This is a genomic window from Levilactobacillus mulengensis, from assembly GCF_003946045.1.
Lineage (GTDB): Bacteria > Bacillota > Bacilli > Lactobacillales > Lactobacillaceae > Levilactobacillus > Levilactobacillus mulengensis.
This window is the reverse complement of record NZ_RHNW01000001.1, coordinates 16,898-41,181: the sequence shown is the minus strand read 5'-3', so window position 1 is coordinate 41,181 and position 24,284 is coordinate 16,898. Positions and strand designations below refer to the sequence as shown.

At 52.9% G+C, this 24,284-nt stretch carries 23 protein-coding genes; 4 read left to right on the top strand and 19 right to left on the bottom strand.

Features of this window, described 5'->3' with window-relative positions; genetic code table 11:
* The first annotated feature begins 208 nt into the window (after window positions 1–208).
* The gene (locus EKM84_RS00185) at window positions 209–748 is read left to right on the top strand and encodes a hypothetical protein (protein ID WP_125762428.1); all 540 of its coding nucleotides are present in this window, start codon (window positions 209–211) and stop codon (window positions 746–748) included.
* Window positions 749–805: 57 nt separating this feature from the next.
* Here EKM84_RS00185 and EKM84_RS00180 read toward each other — a convergent pair whose 3' ends face one another.
* Window positions 806–1,288 carry a hypothetical protein gene (locus tag EKM84_RS00180; protein ID WP_225418103.1) on the bottom strand — a complete coding sequence of 161 codons (483 nt, stop codon included), beginning with the start codon at window positions 1,286–1,288 and terminating at the stop codon, window positions 806–808.
* A gap of 114 nt (window positions 1,289–1,402) precedes the next feature.
* The gene (locus tag EKM84_RS00175; RefSeq protein WP_125762426.1) at window positions 1,403–2,005 is read right to left on the bottom strand and encodes a DJ-1/PfpI family protein; all 603 of its coding nucleotides are present in this window, start codon (window positions 2,003–2,005) and stop codon (window positions 1,403–1,405) included.
* Between the two features lie 418 nt (window positions 2,006–2,423).
* On the opposite strand from EKM84_RS00175, the gene EKM84_RS00170 reads away from it, so the two are divergent.
* Together EKM84_RS00170 and EKM84_RS00165 are read left to right on the top strand one after the other, a co-directional pair.
* Window positions 2,424–3,506: an acyltransferase family protein gene (locus EKM84_RS00170; RefSeq protein WP_125762424.1), complete on the top strand. Its 1,083-nt coding sequence runs from the start codon at window positions 2,424–2,426 to the stop codon at window positions 3,504–3,506.
* A 248-nt stretch (window positions 3,507–3,754) separates the two neighbouring features.
* The gene (locus EKM84_RS00165) at window positions 3,755–5,020 is read left to right on the top strand and encodes an MFS transporter (RefSeq protein WP_125762422.1); all 1,266 of its coding nucleotides are present in this window, start codon (window positions 3,755–3,757) and stop codon (window positions 5,018–5,020) included.
* Between the two features lie 136 nt (window positions 5,021–5,156).
* Here EKM84_RS00165 and EKM84_RS00160 read toward each other — a convergent pair whose 3' ends face one another.
* The 13 genes from EKM84_RS00160 to EKM84_RS00100 form a co-directional block, all read right to left on the bottom strand.
* Window positions 5,157–5,546 carry a type II toxin-antitoxin system death-on-curing family toxin gene (locus EKM84_RS00160; protein WP_125762419.1) on the bottom strand — a complete coding sequence of 130 codons (390 nt, stop codon included), beginning with the start codon at window positions 5,544–5,546 and terminating at the stop codon, window positions 5,157–5,159.
* Entirely contained in the window at window positions 5,543–5,797 is a 255-nt protein-coding gene (locus EKM84_RS00155; RefSeq protein WP_125762417.1) for an AbrB family transcriptional regulator, read from the bottom strand. The genes EKM84_RS00160 and EKM84_RS00155 overlap by 4 nt, the downstream gene beginning before the upstream one ends.
* Before the next feature lie 120 nt (window positions 5,798–5,917).
* Window positions 5,918–6,274, bottom strand: a complete 357-nt coding sequence (gene rplS, locus EKM84_RS00150; RefSeq protein WP_048736156.1) for a 50S ribosomal protein L19 — start codon at window positions 6,272–6,274, stop codon at window positions 5,918–5,920.
* A gap of 128 nt (window positions 6,275–6,402) precedes the next feature.
* On the bottom strand, window positions 6,403–7,167 hold the full coding sequence (gene trmD, locus EKM84_RS00145; protein ID WP_125762415.1) for a tRNA (guanosine(37)-N1)-methyltransferase TrmD: 765 nt from the start codon (window positions 7,165–7,167) through the stop codon (window positions 6,403–6,405).
* Window positions 7,167–7,685 carry a ribosome maturation factor RimM gene (rimM, locus tag EKM84_RS00140; RefSeq protein WP_125762413.1) on the bottom strand — a complete coding sequence of 173 codons (519 nt, stop codon included), beginning with the start codon at window positions 7,683–7,685 and terminating at the stop codon, window positions 7,167–7,169. Before rimM ends, trmD begins: the two co-directional genes overlap by 1 nt.
* Window positions 7,686–7,773: 88 nt before the next feature.
* Window positions 7,774–8,034 carry a KH domain-containing protein gene (locus EKM84_RS00135; protein WP_125762411.1) on the bottom strand — a complete coding sequence of 87 codons (261 nt, stop codon included), beginning with the start codon at window positions 8,032–8,034 and terminating at the stop codon, window positions 7,774–7,776.
* Window positions 8,035–8,043: 9 nt separating this feature from the next.
* On the bottom strand, window positions 8,044–8,319 hold the full coding sequence (gene rpsP, locus EKM84_RS00130) for a 30S ribosomal protein S16 (protein ID WP_020088982.1): 276 nt from the start codon (window positions 8,317–8,319) through the stop codon (window positions 8,044–8,046).
* An 87-nt stretch (window positions 8,320–8,406) separates the two neighbouring features.
* Entirely contained in the window at window positions 8,407–8,694 is a 288-nt protein-coding gene (locus tag EKM84_RS00125) for a hypothetical protein (RefSeq protein WP_225418102.1), read from the bottom strand.
* A complete protein-coding gene (locus EKM84_RS00120; protein WP_125762407.1) occupies window positions 8,694–10,007 on the bottom strand; it encodes a vWA domain-containing protein in 1,314 nt (437 codons plus the stop codon). Before EKM84_RS00120 ends, EKM84_RS00125 begins: the two co-directional genes overlap by 1 nt.
* Window positions 10,008–10,010: 3 nt before the next feature.
* Window positions 10,011–11,183, bottom strand: a complete 1,173-nt coding sequence (locus EKM84_RS00115; RefSeq protein ID WP_125762405.1) for a P-loop NTPase family protein — start codon at window positions 11,181–11,183, stop codon at window positions 10,011–10,013.
* Window positions 11,184–11,569: 386 nt separating this feature from the next.
* The gene (locus EKM84_RS00110) at window positions 11,570–14,218 is read right to left on the bottom strand and encodes a cation-translocating P-type ATPase (RefSeq protein ID WP_125762403.1); all 2,649 of its coding nucleotides are present in this window, start codon (window positions 14,216–14,218) and stop codon (window positions 11,570–11,572) included.
* 468 nt (window positions 14,219–14,686) lie between these two features.
* Entirely contained in the window at window positions 14,687–16,144 is a 1,458-nt protein-coding gene (ffh, locus tag EKM84_RS00105) for a signal recognition particle protein (RefSeq protein ID WP_125762401.1), read from the bottom strand.
* Window positions 16,145–16,163: 19 nt separating this feature from the next.
* Window positions 16,164–16,505: a putative DNA-binding protein gene (locus tag EKM84_RS00100; RefSeq protein WP_125762399.1), complete on the bottom strand. Its 342-nt coding sequence runs from the start codon at window positions 16,503–16,505 to the stop codon at window positions 16,164–16,166.
* Between the two features lie 257 nt (window positions 16,506–16,762).
* On the opposite strand from EKM84_RS00100, the gene EKM84_RS00095 reads away from it, so the two are divergent.
* Complete coding sequence (locus EKM84_RS00095) at window positions 16,763–17,224, top strand: GNAT family N-acetyltransferase (protein WP_125762397.1); 462 nt, start codon at window positions 16,763–16,765, stop codon at window positions 17,222–17,224.
* A gap of 127 nt (window positions 17,225–17,351) precedes the next feature.
* Here the strand turns inward: EKM84_RS00095 and ftsY are convergent, their stop codons facing one another.
* The 4 genes from ftsY to acpP all read right to left on the bottom strand — a co-directional run bounded on the left by ftsY (window position 17,352) and on the right by acpP (window position 24,046).
* The gene (gene ftsY, locus EKM84_RS00090; protein WP_125762395.1) at window positions 17,352–18,932 is read right to left on the bottom strand and encodes a signal recognition particle-docking protein FtsY; all 1,581 of its coding nucleotides are present in this window, start codon (window positions 18,930–18,932) and stop codon (window positions 17,352–17,354) included.
* A complete protein-coding gene (gene smc, locus EKM84_RS00085) occupies window positions 18,932–22,486 on the bottom strand; it encodes a chromosome segregation protein SMC (RefSeq protein ID WP_125762393.1) in 3,555 nt (1,184 codons plus the stop codon). The genes ftsY and smc overlap by 1 nt, the downstream gene beginning before the upstream one ends.
* 12 nt (window positions 22,487–22,498) lie before the next feature.
* Window positions 22,499–23,194 carry a ribonuclease III gene (rnc, locus tag EKM84_RS00080; RefSeq protein WP_125762391.1) on the bottom strand — a complete coding sequence of 232 codons (696 nt, stop codon included), beginning with the start codon at window positions 23,192–23,194 and terminating at the stop codon, window positions 22,499–22,501.
* 600 nt (window positions 23,195–23,794) lie between these two features.
* Window positions 23,795–24,046: an acyl carrier protein gene (acpP, locus tag EKM84_RS00075; protein WP_125762389.1), complete on the bottom strand. Its 252-nt coding sequence runs from the start codon at window positions 24,044–24,046 to the stop codon at window positions 23,795–23,797.
* Window positions 24,047–24,284 lie beyond the last annotated feature (238 nt).

Here is a 24,284-nt window from a genome sequence, read left to right as displayed (position 1 = left end):
GGCTAGCGCCGTATCTAAGCAAATTGTGGTCGCCATGCCAAAGGGTGTGGTTCTCACAAGCGTCCGTTTTTAAACGGACGTGGTTGACTCCGACCAGTTAGTTAGCTGTAGCTGCCCGTTAATAACCTGACGCACGCATTGCTAAACTAGTCGCTGAGGCATACACTCTAGAAGAACCACCAACCAACTAAAAGGAGAATTAGTATCTATGCATAAGCTAACGAAGCAAGCCCTATTGACCGCGACTCTGGTAACCTTGACCCTCGGTGGATTAACCGTAACTGGCACGACCTCGGCATCCGCTGCCTACGCACCACGTGACACCGTTCCTACGGCATTGCGGGGCAATTGGTATGCCTACAACGCCAAGGCTAAAAAGTATCAACACATCAAACTAACCGCGAAGACATACCAGTTTTCCGTTGACCACAGTAAGAAGAGTGCCAACTGGAACTTTCCTTATTTGAAAAAGGGCTTCACCCAGTCACCCACCTTTAAGATCAAGGCCACGGGCGGTAAGGCCTTTACCATGATGAGTGGCAACCACGGCTGGACGTCGTTTCTGGCCCACAACTACACGGTCAGTCCCGACTACCAAGTCACCTCTTTGAAATTTAACGGCAAGAAGCAAAAGGTTCTCCTAGCCTACATCCCAACGGCCGGCAACCAGGAATCCGCCTTGGTTTACAGCCATCACAAAACGCACACGCAAAAAGTTGTCCACGTAAAGTCTAGCAACCTGTATTAACCGCATTTAAAAACCGGACGCAAGGGTTTAACCCCCATCGCGTCCGGTTTTGTCTATTCAATTAACTTGTGCCTTCACCCATCGGACCGCCCACACCAGCAGCGACCACGCCACCAGCACGGGCCCAAACAGAATCAGTAAAAATGTCGCCCATAAATGTTCGGCAAAAACGAGAATTGGGTTCAGAATCTCATCGGTGCTTTGTGTTTCGCCCATGGTGTACTCCCAGGGATTCGCCGACACGCCGTTCGTGGTCCACCGCCGATTCACGTGACTGTTGCTCATGTCTTGATGGTGCAGCGTCAACGCACGGTATTTGTATGATTCAAAGCGCTCACCATTTTTGCTGTACATGTCCCGATACTTTCTGCGCAGCCACGGGTAACCGAGGAGCCAGCTCAGACCTACCCAAAGAGTAAATCCCGAGATAGGCAGCTTCCAGCCGCTTCGGGTATGCTCGAGGGCCCCGGCTAACAGGAGACCCAGGATGAACGCCCCCTTGAGCAGGGTTCGCAAGTACCAACCGATTTGGTTTTTCATGATGGCCATCCCTTCTGACTTGATGCCGGGATGATTCCATGGACTGTTCACAAGTCGTTAACTTTTACTCTGTGTTACTGCCTTTATTTTACAAAGGGGCGCTTTCTAGCTGACTTACCCGGCAAAATGGTAAGTCAGCTCTTCAGCCGTATAGGGCCGATCCGTCCGCGCCGGCTCCAAGAAACGGTCACCCACCTGAATCCCACAGGCCCGAGCCGCCGCAATCGCAAACTCGCGGAAAAATTGGAAGCTCGATGTGATAATGCCGTTATCAACCACCACTGGCTGACGGACCAGATTTTGCTTTGGAATAAACGCGTTCTTGGCGTACGTTTCCTCAAAGATGCCTCCGGTAAATTTGGTGTCTGCTAGAAGCCCCGCCTTGGCCAATAGAATTGGGGAGCTCGACATCGCCGCAATGATGGGTCGCTTGGCGGTTGTCTGTAATTGTGCCAGAAAGGCGGCGTTACGGGGATCTGCCAACGGTTCGTGGTAGTCGTCGATTCCGGGAAGAATCAGGAGGTCAGCCGCCAAGAGATCCACCTGGGAAAAATCCTTTTGCGCTAAGATGGCCAATCCATCTTCCCCCTGATAAGCACGCTGCTCGGCCCCGACCGTTGTCAGGTGCCAATCCTCTTCAAAGGCCAAAATTTCAGTTAACGCCGCAATTTCAAAGTTACAAAGCCCTGGGTAAAGCATGACCAGACACTGTTTCATGGCGAATCCCTCCCTTTTGATTAGTATTATATCATTGATTTATCACTGAATTTTAATTTAAATGAATAAAACGGCCAATTTGTTTCGTCAATAAGCCAACACCTACAAATCAGACCACCCTTTTTGACTTAAGCATCTAGTCCTCATCACGCAACACAAACTTTTCTGAGTGATTGTAATCTCACTCTTTTCTAACTATAATGGTACTTATCCCAAATTAAGAACAGCGTACGTTATTAAGACTTGAACCGACTAAGCTGACCATCATCATGCAGCCGTTTTGGTTTTAATATTGTTTACATAAATACCGGTAATGGCGTGACCATCGCTAAGCCTACACACAGCTCAACCGGCCACCCGTCATTCTGACAAAGGGAATGCCAGTCTTTAACCATTACGAGGAGAGGTTTTCAGTCAAATGGATTTGATCTTACTAATCATCATTATCAGTTTTGCGGCATCGCTTCGGTATCGTCCAGGCGGCCCGGATGTGGACGACCTGAACCGGCAGACCACCACGACCATTAACGGATTGTTCCTATTATTAGTGGTTTTTAGCCACTTCATGACGTACATCCCCCTGCCACACGACCTGGCTAAGCTCACCCAGATTTGGATGCTGGTCAAGGGCCAACTTATTGTGACAACCTTTCTCTTTTTCTCCGGCTATGGCATCTATGTCCAATTTGGAAAACGGGGTCGCAACTATTTAAAAACTTTCCCCAAACATCGGCTGTTGTTCCTATGGCTAAAATTTGCGGTGGCCGTCACAATCTACCTCATCATTAGCCTGTTGACCCAGAACGTGGTGCCCCTGCCACATGTTCTGTTAAGTTACTTGGGGCTCGCCACGATTGGGAACAGCGCTTGGTACATCTTCATCATTTTGTTTCTCTACCTGTTGACCTACCTGGCGTGGGAACTCTTTCCAACCAATAACCGTCGAGCCATCGCGTTTATCATCATCGGCAGCGGTGTCTACATGGTCGTTGCCGGCTGGCTCCTGCCAGAATACTATGCCAGCACCGTCTTCTGTTACGTCGCGGGGGTGCTCTACGCCCACTACAAGCCGGCGATTGAGCAGGCGGTTTGTCGAAATTGGTTCCGCTATCTGGCCGTGGGACTGGGCGCGTTCCTCGTATTTGCCGCCAGTTACCTGGTCTGTGCCAAAATGTCTGGTCCAATTCGCCTCGTTAGCTATCAAATTGCGGGGATCATGTTTGCCTTTTGCTTTGTCTGGTTGGCCATGCGCTTTAAGATTCATAACCCCGTTCTCGCCTACATTGGGGGTCCCGGCATGTTCGCCATTTATATCCTACAGCGCATCCCCATGATGCTCTTGAAGCAGACGGGACTGGCTGATCAACCCGTATTCTACTTCATCGCGGTCTTGGCGGCCACCCTGCTGTTGGGCTGGCTGTTCGATAAGGCTTACGGTGCTGTCTGGTCACGGACGTTTGGTCGCCGTAAAACGAGTACCGTACAACAAGTTGGCTCTTAAAAGTCTTTGGATTTCAAAAATAGCATGATTCCGAAAAATTATCGGAATCATGCTATTTCGTGTTTTTAGAGCGTACTGGCGCCTACTTTAATTCCCTTGGTTAGCCTTGTGGACCAACATCTAAAAACCAGGCCATCCCTTTTGCCCTACCGGTATTATCCGTGTATCGTCAGGACTAGAAATTTCTTATCGAATCAGATAGGTCGACTACTCACTAAAAATTCCACCACAAAGGAAGCGAGCCACCCGTGGAAGTCTTCTTTCGCAACCACCACTACCGAATCTTTATGCTGGCCAACATCATCAGTGCCATTGGCTCCTCACTGTTTGGCATTGTCTTCGTCATTTACGCCCGACACATGCCACATCCAGGTCTAGCCATTAGTGTGGCTTCAGTTGCGGGAAGTTTCCCGCTCCTGCTAGACATTTTAATGGGTTATCTGGCGGATCAAACGACCAATCACTTCCGGCAACAGCTTCGTAACCGATTAATTCAAGGCCTGCTTTACCTCATCATCAGCCTAATACTGTTAGCCCAGGGTAACTGGCCGGGCTTCATTATTATTCTGAGTCTGAGTATGCTAGTCAGCCTTATCAGCAGTTACAACACGTATGGGGCCATCCCCATCATCAAAGATATTGTGGTGCCCAAAGACATTTCGGAAGCGGCGGGCTTTGAAGCCGGCATTAACGCGACGATTTCTATCACTGGAGGCCTGATTGGCGCCGCACTGCTAGCCGCCTTTCACTATCACTACAGCCTATTTGCACTAGTCAATGCGGCTTCCTTTTTCCTAGCCTTTGCCTTACTCTTTCATGTTCGCCGCCATTTTGCCATACTAGCTAGTAGCCAGGTCGTTGTGCCAAAACAAGTTGGTTTCACCGCTAGCATTCGCCACTTTTTTCACCAAACTCGTCACAACTTTAAGTTACTCAAACAACACGCCAGCATCATCCAATTCACCGAAGTTTTTATGGCAATCAATCTCTTCGATGCGGGTCAGGAGGTCTTGCTGAACCTGTCCTTCGCTCACCAACCCCGCTTGTTGCTCATCAACTACGGTTATACCGTCGCCTTGGTCGGCATGGTTGAATCCGTGGGGAGTATCGTCGGTTCACTCCTACCCGGACGACTCACTCGACGCTTTAACATCCCCATCGGTATTGTGTTGATTTACGCCACGTACGGCTTAATGCCGCTAAACATCCTGTTTCTTAAAAGTCGAGCGCTCTTACTTCTTGTGGTAATCGTCTCAAGTGTTTTAACAGGCATTCTCAATCCCCAGGTCCAAGGAAAAATGATCAATGACTTACCCAAGGAATCGATTGGGTCCATTATCAGTGCCTTCTATACGGTCGTTCAGCTCACCGTTCCCTTGGGTTCACTGATTTTTGCCACCCTGGCTAACGCCCTTTCCTTAAAGTTCTCCTGGATTGGGCTCCTCGTCTTCGATGGCGGTACCTTCTTACTCTGGCTCGTACAACGTCGCCATCAACGCAACGTGACTGACTAACCCAACCACTGAAAGAAATCCAAATGGATAAATTTGATGACTAAAACACCTATAAAATAATCCCTTACCTATCCATCTACGGCTAGGTAAGGGCACTTTGGAAATCCATTAACATACACTCCCGTATCGTCACTGCCTAAACTTGATGCGCTTTTAACCATTCAGCAAGCGTAATCATAATTTCTTCATTATCCAAGCTAGTCGTGACACTCAGAATTACCTTTTCCCCTTCTTCCTGACTAAAACGTAGCTTATAGCCATTAATCTTCAGGAAGGTTAGTCCTGATAGAAGTGCAGTTCGTTTATTCCCATCAACAAAAACGTGCTTCTTGGTTAGTTTTTGAATAATAAAGGCTGCTTTCAGCCAGATACTAGGATACAATTCTCTCCCAAATATTACTTGCTGGGGCTGTTCAACCAGTATGTCTAAGCCTTGCGGGTACTGAACCCCAAAAGATTGGCTGTGTGCCCGATTTAAAACCAATTTATTTAAGGCGACAAACTCTTCCTTAGTTAGAAAAATCATAAGTTTTCTAGCCTTTTCATCAGGTCTTCATGCTCATCGAACAACTCGTTAGCTGCCTCTAAAACATTCGGTCTAACCTGTTCGATCTTTCTAAAAGTAACTTCCTTGCCATCCGGGGATATAATTTTTTCAAAAGCAGTCTCACCATCTGCATTTAAAAACTCACGATCGCTTTTAGAAAGTCGAAAAGCATATGAATTTCCGTTTTTAAATAACTTTACTGGTCCATTTAGCTTCTCTGGGTTGATCATAAAAATTACCTCCCTTTCGTTCGTGTGTACATTATACCATCTTGTACACACGTAAGCTATCTAAGGCTCTGTAAAACAAAAAAGCCAACCACCGAAGTGATTGACTTTCTCTGAATGTAACTAGTTGCGACGGCGTTCTGGGATCCGCGCTGCCTTACCGTTAAGTTCACGGAGGTAGTAGAGCTTAGCACGACGTACACGACCTTGACGAATAACGTCAATCTTAGCAACACGTGGGGAGTGTAATGGGAAGATCCGTTCCACACCGACACCGTTACTGATCTTACGTACCGTGTAAGTTGCTTGGATGCCAGCACCCTTACGCTTGATTACGACACCTTCGAACAATTGGATACGTTCGCGGGTACCTTCGACGATCCGGGCGTGAACCCGAACAGTGTCTCCGGCACGGAAGTCTGGAACATCGTCCCGTAATTGTTCTTGGTTGATCTTAGCAATTAAATTGTTTTGGCGCATAATATATTCTATCCTTTCGCCAACATTCATTCTCAGGTTCGACAGCGGAATGTTGTTTCTGTGGCTAAACAGCCAAAAGTAAGTGTATCATATCTAGAAATGCCTGTAAAGGTTATTTTCTTGACTCCTTACTTTTTGCCCTGCCGTTCTTCTTCTTCGATCCGCACGTCCGCTAACAACCGCTTCTGTTCCGCGGTCAGTTTCCGGTGATCAATCAGGTCTGGGCGCCGTTGGTAGGTCCGCCGCAGGGCCTCTTTTTGCTGCCACTCGGCAATCTTACCGTGGTCGCCACTGGTCAGGACGTCTGGCACCTTCATCCCCCGAAAATCGGCCGGTCGCGTGTACTGCGGGTATTCCAGTAAGCCGGATGAGAAGGAATCGCCGGGTGCCGACTCCGAATTGCCCAGCACGCCGGGTAGCAGGCGCACCGTCGCGTCGATCATGACCATTGAGGCCAATTCCCCACCGGTCAGGACAAAGTCCCCCAGGGAGACCTCATCCGTCACCAGCGTGCGAATCCGCTCGTCATAGCCCTCATAATGGCCGCACAGGAAGGTTAAATGCTCCTCGTGGGCAAACTCCTCGGCCACGTGCTGATTGAACGTCACGCCGGCTGGATCGAGCAGAATCACGCGTCCCTTGGGTAGCCCTTCGGCTGCGGCTTGTTCCTGCGTGGCTTTTAACGCGTCAAAGATGGGTTGGGCCTGCAGCAGCATCCCCGCACCCCCACCAAAGGGGTAGTCGTCGACGTTGCCGTGTTTGTTGGTCGAGTAGTCGCGAAAATTGGTGACGGGCATGGTCAGATGCCCATTTTGAATCGCCTTACCCACGATGGAATCGTGCATGGGGCCGGAAAACATATCGGGAAATAAACTTAACACATCGATGCGCATTACTCGAGTCCCTCCATCAATTCTACCGTGACTTGACCGGCATCCAAATCAACCTTTTTAACCACGTCGTCGATTTTTGGCAGCAACAGGTCTTCCTTGCCTGGCCGGTCCACGACCCACACGTCGTTGGCGCCTGGTGACAAGATTTCTTTAATTTCGCCCAGCTCCTCGCCGTCTTCGGTGACGACCTTCAGGCCCACGATTTGGTGATAGTAGTACTCACCCGGTTGGAGGTCGCCGGTTTCTAATTCATTGTCCGTGACCTTGAGTGTGCTCTGCTTGTAAATTTCCACGTCGTTGATCGACGGCTTGCCTTCAAAGCCCAGCAAGTAAAAATTCTTGTGCTTGCGCATGGTCGCCACGGTCAGTGTGACGGGCTTGCTTTGACCCTGCTGAAACGCATAGAGCGTTGAACCGACCGCAAAGCGACTCTCTGGGAAGTCCGTGGTCGCAATGACGCGGACCTCACCCTTGATACCGTGCGTGTTCACGATGGTGCCTACCGTATAATAAGCCATTTATTTGCCTCCCTAATTTTAAAGTAATTTATTTTAGATGTTAATTTCGAATTTTTTATAACAAAAAACTCGAGGAAACGTTGCCGCCTCACTCGAGTTTCTGTGCGGGACGGTCATCAATGATGAGCCGTACTCGCTTATTGCCTTGAACGCGAACGCTGTAGACAATCGTTCGGATTGCCTGCGCCACGCGGCCTTGTTTACCGATCACCCGTCCGACATCATCGGGGTGAACGGCTAACCGATATTCGTAAAAGCGATCCGTCTCGACCGGTGTCACCACCAAGTCCTCGGGATGCTCCACGAGTGGGCTAACAATTGCTAGAATTAATGCCTTAAAATCGGTCATTGCTAATCACTACTTTTTAGTGTACTTAGCTTCATGATATTGCTTCATGATACCAGCGTTGGAGAGTAAAGTCTTAACCGTATCTGAAGGTTGAGCACCATTGTTCAACCAGTTCATGATAGATTCTTCCTTCAACGTGATTGAAGCAGGTTGGGTAACTGGATTGTACGTTCCAACTTGTTCGATGAAACGACCGTCACGAGGACTCCGTGAGTCGGCAACCACAATCCGGTAGAATGGGCGCTTCTTAGAACCCATCCGCTTTAAACGAATCTTAACTGACATGTAGACACCTCCTGTATTTCTTTCAACGTGTAATAATATACCAGTTTCTGGATATGATGTAAAGGGTTTTTTCTTTACACCTTGAAATTAATCGAAATTCCTTCGCAACCAAGCCAGATCATCCCCGGTCAACGACGCCCGATTTGTCGTGATCCAGGCCTGAACGGCGGCATAATCGTCAAAATCAAGGTTTGACGTCACCACACCAGCCGCCTGCAGGTCCCGCGCAAATTTTAAATCCGCAATCGTCATCGGTGCGCGGAACAACGGGTTTTCCTCGGCCCGTGACGCCCACTCACCGGTCAAAACGGCTCGCGCGTTGCGGTAAGCCGCATCCTGTTGTATCAAGGAACGTAATTCATTAGCCGTTAACATCATTCATGCCTCCTCAACGCCTGCCACTGCGGGTCGTCGGTCAGACTGACCACGGTGCCCGGGGCTTGCTTCACAGAAAATTGACTGACCGGACTCGTTAGGAGCCAGATCACCATCACCGGTAACGTGGGCCGCAGTTGTTCTTCGCCATAGCCGTCGGTCAAAATCACAACAACTTGGTTCGGTCTGCCGGCAAACAAACGGGGTAGCGTGTCAAAGACCGCCTGAAAACGGGTGCCACCCCCACCCGTCCGTTGCAGGCGCTGGGGGCGCTTCTCCAGGGCAAAACTGTTGGCCGGGTCCACGACCGTATCAAACGGATAAACCGTCACCTGAGCGGGATAAACGGCCAATAACGTGGCCATCTGCCCCAGCAGGTAACTGATCTCACGATTGCCCATGGACCCCGACTCATCGACGAAGACGGCGACCTGCCGCCAGGTCTGCACGATGTCACCCGGGAGGTCCATGCGTACCGGCTGACGGCGGTTAAAGCGACCGTACGCCGCTTGCCGCCCCGTGGACACTTGACCCAGCCCCCGTTTCAGCAAGGCCCGCCAATCTAAGGGGTGTTGGGCCAGCGTCGGTGTGAGGGCCGCCTGCATGCTGCCAGGCAACGTGCCGCGCTCCTTGGCGGACAAGTCCGTGCTCACGGCCTGAAAAAGCTGAGAACGCCAGTGTTCGCGGTTAGCCGCGGCCTGGTCAGTCGCCCCCCGCCAGCCAGCGTGGCCATCCTGAGTTACGGCCGTGTCCGCACTATCCGGGCCGCCCGGCTGCCGGTCTTGCGTGGTAGCCGTCTGTTGGGCCTGCCACCGCCGGAGCTGGCGCAAGTACACCGCCGAATCCTGCCGTGGCAAAACGGGTTCACCCAATGCCGTCGCGAGTTTGGCACTGGTCACGGCTGTCGATGGGAGATCCGTCAGGTAGTCGTTGACCGCCGCATCCGTGGCCCAGCGAACGAGTCCGGCCTGCGCTGGTGTTTGGAGTGCCGCGGCGTAGCGCTCGGGATGCCGCCACAATAAATGTAGCACCGTGTGTCGCAACATTGCTAACCACTGGGGACCCGTCCAAGTCGTCTGGGCCAGCGCACCGGGACCTAAGGCCAGTTGCCAATCTCGTTCCGTGGGCACCAATCCTAGAGGTGCGCGCTGATCAGCGACGGTCACCGTTACTCGACTCAGCACGTGCCCATAGAATGGGTCGTGCTGCAACAAATACAAAACGGCGTTCCGGTAAACTCGCCGCGCCGAAGCCGGTTGGTCACTGGGCGAGGCCTGCCGAAGCCGTTGCAGGTCCTGCGTCAGACTCGTCATGGCCTACACCTCGATTTCACTACTACGTTTGCCAACCAACGTTAAACTCTGATATAACGCCGCCACGCCGAGTTGGTCGTGAGCGGCGGCTAAATTTTCAAATAAGTTTGGCTGGGCCGCCATCCGTTGGGCAATCGCAAACTGCCCGTCCGGTGGGCACACGTCTAGTAATTCTGTAAACCGGCTAGCCGTGGCATCGACCGTCAGCGGCCAGTCTGGACTCGCCAAGCAGTTCTGCAGGATCGTCTGTTGTTGCGCGGCGGCTAACGTCTGAAAGGTGGCGACCGCAGTCGGTGCCGTCAACGCCTGTTTCACCGTCAGACCGGGCCGCTGGGTGGTCACGTAGCTGGCAAAGGCCGTCCCCACGGTCACGCCCAGGTTTCCCTGGATAATCGCGGTCATCACGGCCGTTTGGTGGAAGAGCCCCTGCCGTTCCAACTCGCGAAGTGCCCGAGAAACGCGCTCCCAGGCCCGCGGCGTGGGTTGGAGGTCGTCATCCGCCAAATTATCCGCGGCGACCACGTGCAGGTCAGCGGGCGTCTCTTGAAGATAGGCCGTGACCAACGGATCAATCCGCGGCTGTCCGTCGACCAGGGTCGTTGCCCACGCCAACCAAGACGAGACGTCGGCCTGCAAGACTAGCCGCGTCGTCCGGTCGGCAATCGCCGCATCCCCCGGCGTGACGCCGTAGTGACTCTGGGCAAACCCGGCCATCGTGGCATCCGGGTTCTCCGCCAAGATCAGGTGGACCTGGTCCGGCAGCGTCAGCGTGTTGATTTGTCGCTGGAGCACCAAGTTCATGAGTTCACTCTGAACGGCCTGGGTGCCCCGGTTGAACTCATCCAGGAACCAAATAATTTCCTGGTCAGGATGCGCCTCGGCATAGCGAATCATGGCGACCAGGGTGTGTGAGTAACCAAATTGCACGTCGGCCAACGACCCGTACTTAGCCGTCTGCACAAAGGAATCGGCGGTCAACGGCGGCACGGGAATCACCAGGTCGCCCTTTTCCACCAAACTCACCACGGTCGTAAACAATTTTGCCTGCCGTCGCTGCGCCAAATCGGCCACCAGCGCGGACTTCCCGATACCGGCCTCGCCAACAATCGTGGGCACGGCCCCGCTATTCAAAATAACATCGGCAGCCTGTAAACAAGACGCATAGGTTAATGCCATGGTCCCAACTCCTTTCGGATACTAGAAAGCCCACTCGAAAAACACACGAGTGGGCAGATTTTTTGAGTAACTTCAAAATTTGTTTTAACTGGATAGTGGTAGACGACTTCGGACTAATGCTGAACGAATAAACATCATCCGTTTAAAAGTCGATGACTACCATCCAAACCAATCGCACCCCCGCGGGCTAAACCAGTGTGAGCCGCAGGGCCGGTGAAAATGTGCTCAGCCGTGGGAGTGGCCTTAGCGGTTTACCGCTTAGACCACTGCTATCTTTGAGACTCGGGTTAGGAGGCTCAAAGTAAGTCTGGAGACCGCCCTTCGGCTCCAGACGGCGCCCACCGCGTTCCGGCACATTTTCACCGGCCCGGAGGCGCTGTTAATACTTATTTTAACACGCGGCGCTGGAAGAACTTAACAATTTCCACGATCACAATCATCATAAACGAAGCCGCCAGCACGATAGCCCATTGGAACCCATCCAGGTGGGCAACGTGGAACATGCCGTTCAAGCCGGGCACCAGAATCGTCATGGCCAGTAAGGCAAAGGCAATCACGATGGCCCAGTTGAAGAACTTGTTCTTGAAGAGGCCGACCGTGAAGATCGAGCCGTGAATCGACTTAGAGTTAAAGGCGTGGAACAGTTGAATCAGTCCCAACGTTGCAAAGGCCATCGTTAAGGCATCGGCGTGGGCCAGGCTGGCCGTTGCGTGTACCGGGTAGGTCAACGCCAACCAGTAGACGATCAGCGTAATGCCCCCCTCTAACAGCCCCTGGTAGATGATGCCGCCGAAGACCCCACCGGAGAAGAAGTTCGACTTCCGACCCCGTGGTGGCTGCTTCATGATGTTGCGTTCCATGGGTTCGACCCCCAGCGCAATGGCTGGCAGGGTATCGGTCACCAGGTTGATCCAGAGAATGTGGACCGGCGCCAGAATTTGCCAACCCAACATGGTCATCATGAACAGGGTCAAGACTTCCCCCAGGTTGGCGGACAGCAGGTATTGGATGGCCTTTTGAATGTTGGCAAAGACCTTCCGTCCCTCTTCCACGGCGACCACGATGGTGGAGAAGTTGTCGTCGGCCAGGACCATATCGCTGGCGCCTTTAGAAACCTCGGTCCCGGTGATGCCCATGCCGATTCCAATATCGGCGGCCTTCAGGGCGGGGGCATCGTTGACCCCATCCCCGGTCATGGCAACGACCTTGCCGCGCTTCTGCCAGGCATTGACGATGCGGACCTTGTGCTCGGGCGCGACCCGGGCGTAAACCGCGTAGTCGCTCACTTTCTTAGCAAAGGTGGCGTCGTCCATCTCATCGAGTTCGGCCCCGGTAATCACAGCGGCGGTCTCACCCTTGTCGATGATGCCCAGCCGGACCGCAATCGCAGCGGCCGTATCGCGGTGGTCCCCGGTGATCATCATCGGCCGTATCCCAGCAGATTTGGCATCCGCCACGGCCTGGGCCACCTCTGGGCGTTCGGGGTCGATCATGCCGACCATGCCGGCCAAAATCAGGTCATTTTCCACAGCTTCACTGGTCATATCCGTGGGTACCTGATCCGTGATGCGGTAAGCAAACGCCAGGACCCGTAAGGCCTGGGTGGCCATGTTGTGGTTGGTATCCAAGATGTGTTGCCGGTCGGCGTCGCTCAGGGGTGAAATGGCACCGTCCTTGGCCAACCGGGTGACGCGCTTCAGCAGTTCATCCGGCGCGCCCTTGACGGCAATCAGGAAACGGCCATCCGCTAAGGGGTGGACCGTCGACATGAGTTTTCGCTCGGAGTCAAACGGAATTTCTGCGACCCGGGGCATGTCCGTTAACACCCGATCAACCGGATAGTTGCGGTCCAGTTGGTACTGTACTAGCGCCGTTTCGGTGGGGTCACCGGCTAAGCCATCCGGTGTCACCTTGGTATCGTTGCTGAGAATCATGACCTGCGCCAACCGGTCCTCGCGGTCAAAATCAACCATATGGGCGTCGGCTAACCGTAAGTCCTCGTAAACCTTTTCGACCGTCATCTTGTTTTGGGTCAACGTCCCGGTCTTATCCGAGGCAATAATGTCGGTGCTCCCCAGCGTTTCCACGGCGGGTAGCTTTCGGACGATGGCGTGCCGTTTGGCCATCCGCTGGGTTCCCAGCGCCAAGGTAATCGTGACGATGGCGGGCAAGCCTTCCGGAATCGCGGCCACGGCCAAGGAAATCGCCGTCAGTAACATGTCAATCAGGCTCTCGGCCTGCCGCCACATCCCCATCGCAAAGACAATCGCCGCAATCACCAGGATCAAGATGGTCAGCGATTTTCCTAACTGGGTCAGGTTGGCCTGGAGCGGCGTGGTGGTCTCATCTGCGGCTTCGATCATGCCGGCGATGCGGCCGACCTCCGTCTGCATCCCAGTCGCCACCACGACCCCGGTCGCCCGACCGTACGTGACGTTAGAATTCATGAACGCCATGTTGTGGCGATCCCCGATGGGCAGGTCCGCGCCGGTCAAGATGGCGTCCGCCTTTTCCACGGGCACCGATTCCCCGGTCAACGCGGATTCCTCGACCTTTAACGAAGCCACGTCGAGCAAACGCAGATCGGCGGGAATGATATCGCCGGCCTCAAGCAAGACGATGTCTCCCACGACCAGCTCGTCGCTCTTAACGGTCATGACCTGGCCGTCCCGGCGAATCGTGGCGTTGGGGGCCGACATTTCCTTTAAGGCGTTGATGGCTTCCTCGGCCTTGGCCTCCTGAAAGACCCCGAAGATGGCGTTTAGCACCACCACGACCAGGATAATGACGGCATCCACGACCTCGCCCGTCAGCCCGGCAATCAGCGCGGCCACCAGTAAGACAATGATCATGAAGTCCTTGAACTGCGCGAAAAATTTCTGCACCAGGGATGTAGTCTTCTGCTGGTTCAAGACGTTGTGTCCATTCGCCGAGAGACGTTCCTGTGCGGTTGCCGAGCTTAACCCGTGCTCGCTGGTCTGCAAGCGCTGGTATAAGTCGGTAACAGTTTCCTGATAAAACGGTAATTTGGCCATTGCCAATTCCTCCTGAGGTGTGCTCGTAAGCCCTTTTCTTCCCATTTTCGGGGGTAAAAAAAGAGACTCACGCGTGCACACAAAATAAATTGTGAACACACATAAGTCTCACTATTTAAGGCAATCCCGGATTGGCAACTGGCTGGACACCAGTTCCAAAGAAATCTTGCTGACGGGTATTGCCGCAGAATCGCTCTGCTAGTTACTCCCTTATGGTTGCTTTAGGAACAGTATACCGGAATGATTTCACCGCGTCTACCCAAAAGATATTTAAAAGTTAATGGGGTTAGCCATAAGACTGGTCCTTGCCCGGCCTCCCCATTAATCTTTCACCAGTATGACTTTTGGCTACTCAGTCATTATTTTCCATTAGGTCAACACTTGCCACATCCCTGAATCCAACAAAAAACAGGCCCCAGCACAGCGATTACGCATCGCCATCCTCGAACCTGCTTAGGCTATCAGAAACTATTTCCGCTTCTTACGCTTTAACCGTTTCTTCTTGTTCTTCTTAATTTGTCGCGTCATGCGGTTCATGGCCATCTTTTGCATGCGACCACTAATACCACCGCCCATGCCGCCACCCATTCCTGAGTTGCCCATGAGTTGTTCCATGCCAGACATGTTCCCCTTGGAAACTTGGTTCATCATTTTCTTCATTTGGTTGAACTGCTTGATCATGCGGTTCACTTCATGAATTGGCCGACCGGCCCCAGCCGCGATGCGTCGCCGCCGTGACGGGTTCAGCACGTCTGGATTGGTCCGTTCCTGTGGCGTCATGGAGTACACGACCGCCTTCAGGTGATTCATATCCTTGGGGTCGACCTGAGCATTCTTCAACGCAGGGTTGTTGGCCATCCCCGGAATCATCTTCATCAACTCATCCATTGGCCCCATCTTTTGAATCTGTTCGATTTGGTCCAGGAAGTCGTTAAAGTCAAACGAGTTTTCCTGAATCTTTTCGGTTAACTCCTTGGCTTGTTTCTCGTCAAAGTCTTTTTGGGTCTTTTCAATCAGGGAGAGCATATCGCCCATGCCCAAGATTCGGGACGCCATCCGGTCGGGGTGGAAGACGTCCAGGTCGGTCATCTTTTCACCTTGCCCGATGAACTTGATTGGCTTACCGGTGACGGAACGAATGGATAAGGCGGCCCCACCACGGGTATCACCATCCAACTTGGTCAAAACGACCCCGGTCACGTCGAGCTTGCCGTTGAATCCTTCGGCGGTGGCCACGGCGTTTTGCCCAGTCATGGCATCGACCGTCAACAGGATTTCGTCTGGGTGCGCGAGGTCCTTGATGTTAGCCAGTTCATCCATCAGCTGTTCGTCGATTTGTAAACGACCGGCCGTATCGATGATCACGTAGTCGTTGTGGTCCTTTTCCGCTTGAGCTAACCCTTGACGGACGATTTCCACGGGATCCACGTCGGTGCCCATTTCAAAGACGGGCACGTCAATGCCGGCGGCCACTTGGACCAATTGGTCGATGGCGGCTGGCCGGTAAACGTCGCCCGCAATCATTAAGGGACGGGCGTTTTCTTCGTTCTTTAACTTCAACGCCAGCTTGCCGGCAGTCGTCGTTTTCCCGGCCCCTTGAAGCCCAACCATCATGATGATCGTTGGAATCTTCGCCGACTTGTTCAGGGGAACGGCTTCGTCACCCATCGTCTTGGTCAGCTCTTCGTCAACGATTTTCACAATTTGTTGTGCAGGGTTTAAGCCTTCGAGAACGTCGGCGCCCATTGCCCGCTCGCGGACCTGCTTAACAAAGTCCTTGACCACGGTAAAGTTAACGTCGGCTTCCAGCAAGGCCAGCCGAATTTCTCGCATGGTTTCGCGTAAATCACTTTCGGAGACCTTGCCCTTGCCCCGAAGTTTGCGCATTGCGTTTTGTAGTCGTTCAGTTAATCCTTCAAACGCCATTCGTATTGCCACCTAACTTTCATTGTTCTTCTAGATTTTCGAGACCCGCCACCAGCCGATTTAACTTGGCATCGTGCGGGTAATTGGCCGCCACGTAAGACTGAATCTCATCAGCCTGGTCGTTGCGCGCCGTGAATTCTTGGTAGAGGTGCAGCTTACCCTCATAATCTTCGAGGATTTTTTCCGTCCGTCGCAGATTATCGTAAACCGCTTGCCGACTGACGTTAAACTCCTCGGCGATTTCGCCCAAAGAGTAGTCGTCGCCATAGTACAGCTGCATATAATTATTTTGCTTTGCGGTCAGTAGCGGCTGGTAGAACGCAAATAAGGAATTAATGCGATAATTTTTTTCAATCTCCATGCTTGGTCCTCCAGTTCGTGTCACACTCTACCAGAATACCGATTTTTAGCGGTTTCGTCAATTTTTTTCGCTGATTTCGGGTAATCTGGATGGTAAGTCAGATTAATCGCATTTGATGTGAATTAATTGTATTTAAATTAGAAATTATCTCACTTACTTTTCATAAATCGATAGAACTCCATGTCCCTTACTATTATACTTATTCCATTGGAACAAGTAAGTCATACTTATTTTCCACCCATCAGGAGGATGTCACTATGTCAATCACTTTCACGCGTGAAACCAACGCCAGCGTCAAGGCTAACATTGTCCAAGAAGTTCTCGCCGATCTTCCCGATTGGTTCGGTTTACCAGACTCAACAATAGAATACGTTGACGCTGCCCGCACTCTACCGCTATGGGTCGCGCGCGACGGAGAAACAGTCGTAGGCTTCATCGATCTCGCCACGACTAGCACCGCCACTGCAGAAGTTCAGTGTATGGGGATCAAACGTGCCTATCACCATCAAGGAATCGGCCAACAACTCATGGCTAAACTCATTACTAGTGCCCGCCAAACCGCCGATTACCTACAAGTCAAAACGGTTGCTCCCGGCTACTATGCTACCTATGACCAAACAAACGCCTTCTACCGTGCCATGGGCTTCGAACCGTTAGAAATTTTCCCGACTCTTTGGGATGCTTGGAATCCCTGTTTGATTCTGATTCAAAAAATCTAAGTTATACGAAATTAGCGTTGTAGAGCTGATTGAGATTTTACAACGCTAATTTTAATATTCTATTTTTACTTGGATAAAATTTAAAAACGACCGCGCCAAATTTCATCGGCGTGGTCGTTTCCTTTAGTTAAGCTTTTTTATCCAACGCCTTCACGTCGATCAAGCCCTTGAACAAGCCGTAAACAAACTCATTCGGGTCGAATGGCCGTAAGTCGGAGATCTGTTCGCCCAACCCAATAAACTTCACGGGTACGTGGAGCTCGTTGCGAATGGCTAACACGATTCCCCCGCGAGCGGTCCCGTCCAGTTTGGTCAGGACGATGCCGGTCACGGCAGTGGATTCCTTAAACAATTTCGCTTGCGTCAAGGCATTTTGCCCCGTCGTTGCGTCCAGCACCAGGAGAACTTCATGCGGCGCGCTGGGAATTTCACGGGTAATGATCCGCTTCATTTTTTCCAGCTCGTTCATCAAGTTGACCTTGTTCTGTAACCGACCAGCGGTGTCGACAAAGAGAATATCGTAAGCCTCTTCCTTAGCCTTTTTAACGGCATCAAACACCACGGCGGCCGGGTCAGATTGAGGCTTCCCTTTGACAATGTCCACGTCCGCGCGTTTGGCCCAGACGTCTAACTGTTCGGTTGCCCCGGCCCGGAACGTGTCGGCAGCGGCCAGCAAGACCTTCTTGCCAGCCTGGTGGTACCGGTTGGCCATCTTACCAATGGTGGTCGTTTTACCAACCCCGTTGACCCCAACGAACAGGATCACGGTTGGGCCATCAGTTGCCATGTTCAGCGCGGTGCTCTCGTCGTTGCCGGCGGCGTCATAAATCTCGACCAGCTTCTCGACCACCACGTTTTGCACGTCAGCGGACTTCTTAGCATTCTGGAGTTTGACCTCGTCGCGTAACTCATCACTGAGCTTCACGGCCATGTCAAAGCCCACGTCGGCACCAATCAGGGTTTCTTCCAAATCATCAAAGAAGCTCTCATCCACGTGCCGAAAGTTAGCCAATAAGGCGTTCAACCGTTGGCCAAAGGTCGTTCGAGTCTTTTCCAGGCCCTTATCGTACAATTGTTCATCGGATTGTTCTGCGGGTTCGGTTGAAGCGGACTCAGTCTCTGTCTCAGTTTCTTTTGGCTCTTCAGCTGCGACCTCCTCTGATTCTGCTTCAGCGGCTTCCACTGACGTTGCCGACTCAGGAGTCGTCTCAGCTTCTTCAGTCGTTACTGGTTCACTGGCTTCAGTAGCTGGTGCTTCAGTCGTTTCAGTTGCAGCGGGTTGATCGGTATCTTCTGCTACTGACGCGGCTGGGGCTTCACTACTTGCTGGTTCAGTAACCGTTTCATCCTCGGATGGTGCTTCAGATGTGACCGACGCCACTGGTTCGGCCTCACTAGCCGCTGATTCTGACGATGCCACAGATTCCGCAGCACTGCTTGACTCAGCTGGTTCTTCAACAGCCGCACTCGAAGCAACTGGTGCCTCGCTGGCCGCCGCAGAACTTTCATCAGGCGCGGCAGTCGCCGCTGATGCTGGCGTTTCTGCTGCCGGGGTCGCGGTGACCGGCGCCGCACTAGAGGCGGCTACGGGCGCTTCACTAGCGGGTGTTGCCGCTGCAGAAGAGTCTACGGCCGCCTCACTGCTGGCTGGTGCCTCGCTGGCCGGCTCCTTTTTAGCACGCCGGCGAAAAATATCAAATAATCCCATTAGGATTGCTTCCTTTCCTGAGTGGTTTCTTGGTCCAGGTCGACGGCGACCATCTTAGAGACGCCGGATTCCTGCATCGTCACCCCGTAAAGGATATCGGCCTGCACCATAGTTTCCTTCCGGTGGGTGATGACGATAAATTGCGTTTGATCTTGAAATTGGTGAATGTAGCGGGCAAACCGGGTCACGTTGGCCGGGTCAAGCGCCGCCTCCACCTCATCCAGAATACAGAATGGCACGGGTTGGACCTGTAAAATCGCAAATAAAAGCGTGATGGCCGTCAATGCCCGTTCACCCCCGGAAAGGAGCCCCATGTTCTGGAACTTCTTGCCAGGTGGCTGCGCCATGATGTCGACCCCTGTGGTCAGCAGGTCGGTCGGGTCGGTCAAAACGAGTTCAGCCTTGCCCCCACCAAACATCTGCTTAAACGTGGCCGTAAACTTCGCGGCAATTTGGTCAAAGCTGGCCTTGAACCGGCGCTTGACCTGCCCATCCAACTCGGTCATGGTCGTGGTCAACTGTTCCTTGGCCGTGACCAGGTCATCGCGTTGTTGGGTCAGAAAGTCGTAACGTTCCTTGACCTCTTTGTATTCATCAATGGCGTTGAGGTTGACCGGACCAATTTCATCCAATCCCCGCTTCAACAGCTTAAGCTGCACGGCCAGTTCATCGGCGGGCAACTCACTGACGTCTTGCTCGGCGGCGGCTAAACTCAGCTGGTATTTCTCAGCCAACTGGTTCTGTTGCTGGTCGATCAAGGCGGCTAACCGGGCCTGCTGGACCTGGGCCTGTTGCAAATCATCGTTGGCCAGTTGCAGTAAGCCACTGGTCCGTTGATTGGCGGTCTCGGCGGCTGCCAGGTCATCGTTGACCGTGGTCAGTTGTTCGTTGGCCTGGTTCAGATCGGTTTGCACCGTCTCGCGGTCCTTTTTCGCCTGGGTCAGTTGCGCCTGCGCATCGGCTGGCGTCAACGTGGCCTGCTGCTTGAGGTCGGCCAGGCCGGTCGTTACCGTCTTAGCGGTAGCCTCATCGGCGGTCACATCCTCTTGCAACGACTTGATGGTCTCGCGCTGTTGTTGGTGGCGTTCCTTGGCGCCCGCCAACCACGTTTGCTTAGCCGTCAAGGCCGCTTGTTTCTGCGACTGCTCGGCCGTGACCATCGAAATCTTCTGTTGCAGGTCAGTGATAGCCTGTTCGGTTGCGGCGACCTGTTGCTCACCAGTTGTGATCTTTTGGGCTAATTGACTGCCCTGATCATCCGCGTCGCTGTCCTGGGCCTGTTGAATCTCCAACTCGGCGGCTTTCACTTGCCGGTTGGCCTGTTCTAAGGTCGTTTGCGCATTGGCCAACTGGTCGTCTAATTGCCGACACTGTGGTTGTAGCGTGTTAATTGTGCTCTGAAAGGCCTGGCTTCGCTGTTCGCTAGCCGTTAAGGCCGCTCGTTGGGCTTTAATTTTAGCCTCTTGCTCGGTCAGTGACTTTTGCATTTGAGCAATGTTGTTTTGTAGCTGCTGGAGTTCCTGTTGTTGCCGGAGCACGCTACTGTGGCTCTGCCGGGATTGGCCCCCGGTGATGGCCCCACTGGCGCTGACCACGTCACCCGCCAGACTGACCACGCGATACCGGTGGTGAATCCGTTGGCTGATGGCGACGGCCGTGTCCAGGTTAGCTGCAAAAATGGTAGTGCCTAGCAGATAATCCAATACGTTGGCGGCAGATTGATCAATGGTGATCAGCTCGCTCCCGACACCTAGATACCCGGTCATACTGTGTAACTGCTGCAGGGTGTTGCGGTCAATTTGCCGGCCGCGCACCGTGCTCAGCGGTAGAAAGGTGGCCCGACCAGCGCGGTGCTCGCGTAGGTAGCCGACTGCGGCCTTGGCCGTCGTTTCATCGTCGACCACGACCTGTTGCAGCTGACCGCCCAACGCGTATTCAACGGCGCTGGTATAGCGTTCTGGGACCTGTAACAGCTCGGAGACCGCCCCGAGGAGTCCTCGGAAATGGTCGCGCTGTTTCAAAATGGCCCGAACCCCTTGGTAAAAGCCACCGTATTCCGCGGAGGAAGCCTGTTGACTGGCCACCTTGGTTTGGGCCCGCTGGTAGACCTCTAAGGCCGCCTGCCAGTTGTGTTGCAGGGTTTGATACGTTTTTTGATGGTGTTGGTACAGCCCGGCTTCGGCGTCCAGTCCCCGTTCCGCGTCGTTTAACGCGGCCTTCTGACTGGTGGCTTGGGCCGTTAACGCTTGGACTTCAGTCTCGGCAGACTGTGCCCGTTTCTGGAGCTCGGCCAATTGCTGCGCGACCCGTTGCCCCCGTTGCTGCAGGCGCTCCTGGTTTTGCTGCAAGTATTGCCGTTGATTACGCCAGTTGGCGACGTCTTGCTTTTGATCGAAGTAGGTCGTCCGCAAGTCTTCCAGGTCCTTCCGTAGCCCCGCAATCACTTGGGGATCCGTGGCCTGGGTCAGCTCGCGTGCTTCCTTCTTCGCCGTCTTCATGGCATCTGTCAGCTCGGCAATCGACGCCTCAGCCTTGGCCAACGCCTCACGATTGGTGGTCATCCGCGCCTGCAGGGTCGTCAGCTGCTGCTCTAACCGCTGCCGTTGCTCGTCCTGGTGCTTTTGCTGCTCGCCAGACAGGTTGACCTGTCCTTGGCGCTGCTCCACCAGCTGTGTGGCCGCCACCAATTTGGCCTGCAGGTCATCCTTGGTGGCCAGCAACGCCGTCTGTTGTTGCTTGAGGTCATTGACCGTCGTCGTCTGGGCTTTCTCGGCAGCCTGATGCGTGGTGACCTGGTCCTGTTTCTCGGTGACCTGGGCATCCGCCGTCTGCTTCTGCGTCATCTCGGTGTGGAGTTGGCGCACCAGTTGGGTCCGGTCCAGCAGGGCAAATTTTTCCTGCTGATCCAGATAGTCCTGGGCGAGATTGCTCTGCTCCTCTAACGGCTGCACACGGCCTTCCAGCTCGGCGATGATGTCCTCGACCCGGTGTAAATACGCCGTGGTGTCGTCCAGTTCACGCTGGGCCTTTTCCTTGTGCTTCCGATATTTATAAACGCCCGCGACTTCCTCAATGATGTTGCGCCGGTCTTCGGGCTTGCTGTTGAAAATGGCCTCGACGCGTCCCTGAGAAATGATGGAGAAGGAGTCTTGCCCCATCCCCGAATCCATCAGGAGTTCCGTGATGTCCTTCAACCGGCAGCTTTGACCGTTCAATTGGTAGTCCGAGTCGCCGGACCGGTAGAGCACCCGGCTAAGGGTCAACTCAGTGTAATCACTTTTTAAATAGTGGTCGCTATTGTCCAGCGTGATCGACACGGCTGCCCGATTCAACGGGTGCCGGTCGGCTGAGCCCGCAAAAATAACGTCGGGCATCTTACTGCCCCGCAAGCTCTTCGCGGACTGTTCCCCCAAGACCCAACGAACCGCTTCGGAAATGTTACTCTTACCGCTCCCATTGGGGCCGACGATGCCGGTCATCCCCGGCAAAAAGTCAATTCGGGTTTTATCCGCGAAGGACTTGAACCCGCTAATTTCTAATGTCTTTAACCGCATCGTTAGTCATCCTTACTCTACTTTCAGATTCTCCAGCGCATGGCGCGCCGCATTTTGTTCCGCGTGCTTCTTCGAATGGCCGTGGCCCTCGCCTAACTGCTTGTCGTTCACGTAAACGGCCACCATAAAGGCGCGGTCGTTGTCGGGACCTTCCTCGTCTAATAACCGGTAGTCGATATCTACGGGGCCATTTTGTTGGACGAGTTCTTGTAATTCAGTCTTGTGATCAAAGAACTCATCGAAACGGCCCTCGTCTAGCTTAGGGAAGACCACTTTCGTGACGAATGGCACAACTTTTTCCAGCCCCTGATCCATGTACAGGGCGCCGACAAAGGATTCGAAGATATCACAGAGCAGGGAATCCCGTTGCCGGGCCTGCGCCTTTTCCTCACCCTTACCTAAGCGAATGTACTGGTCAAAGTGACATTCGCGAGCAAAACTGGCAAAGCTTTGTTCGTTGACCATAGCAGCCCGTAGCCGGGTCAACCGACCTTGAGGCATCTTGGGATAACGGCGGAAAATGTAATTGGAAACAACCAATTGCATCACGGCGTCACCTAAGAATTCGATGCGTTCGTAAAATTTCAGCCCCTGGTTCGGGTGTTCATTGACGTACGAGGCCTGAGTAAACGCCTCGTCAAGCAACGACTGATCTTTAAAATGTATATCATAATTTTCTGCTAACTCTTGATTTAATCCAGCAATCACGCGCTAATTCCCTCATTTCTTCAATACGCTGGGTGTTCCCCGATTTGCCTGCGGCTGCCAGGACCACCACCCTATGGGACACGGTCAAAGCCTGAGAAGCGGTCTTTGACCTCAAGCCGAAGCTTCACAAGAACCGTGAATCTCCAGCTTGGCCCATGTTCTAAGGCTAGGAAAGTCCGCCTAACCTAAGAACACCGTCACAGGGTGGTGGCCCTGACCTCCTCCGGCTAAGGCAACACCCAACAAATTCTCAACTTAACCAAATGGCTAACCGGCCCGCATCTAAGGCACGTATCCTCGTAATCCGACCCCGACTACCGACAGTTACCCGAGTCACCCAACTTAATTTCTTTGATATTGGTTTCTTTAATTAATGTCTTCCTAACACGGGTTATGCCCAAATGTTAATGGCTAACTAGCCAATCTAAAAGACACACACAGTCACTATTATACCTGAATCCAGCCGTTTTCACTGGAAATCACGCAGAATTTTCACGAGAAAATAATTCTGGTGGTGGACTGACTGCCTGACTGGGAAATATTTCCAGATTGAAAAAGCCCGGGACGACTTAACCTGCGGCCCGGACTCGCTCAAATAATTTATTTTTGTTGATTCTGGTGGGCGTCGATGTAATCGACTACTTCACCAATGGTGTTCAGCTTTTCAGCATCTTCATCCGAAATTTCAGCGCCAAACGTATCTTCCAGTTCCAAGACGAACTCCACAAAATCAATGGAATCAGCGTCTAAGTCCTGCTTGAAGTTCAGTTGTTCGTTGATGGTATCTCGGTCAGCCTCGAAACGGTCGGCAATAATGTCGGCAATCTTGTCAAAAATTTCTGCTTTTGTCATTGTAATCCCTCGCTCACAGTATTCAAATAGTAGTCTAACCGTTTTGCCGGTCCTTGTCTAGCCAATTAATCATCCGGGTTAAACTTGGCTTTGCTGGTGCCTCCGGGCTGGTGAAAATGGGCCGGGACGCTGTGGGCGAACGTCTGGAGCCAAAAGGCGGTCTCCAGACTTACTTTGAGTCTCACAGACCGAGTCTCAAAGATATCAGTTGCCTAAGCGGTAAACCGCTAAGGCAACT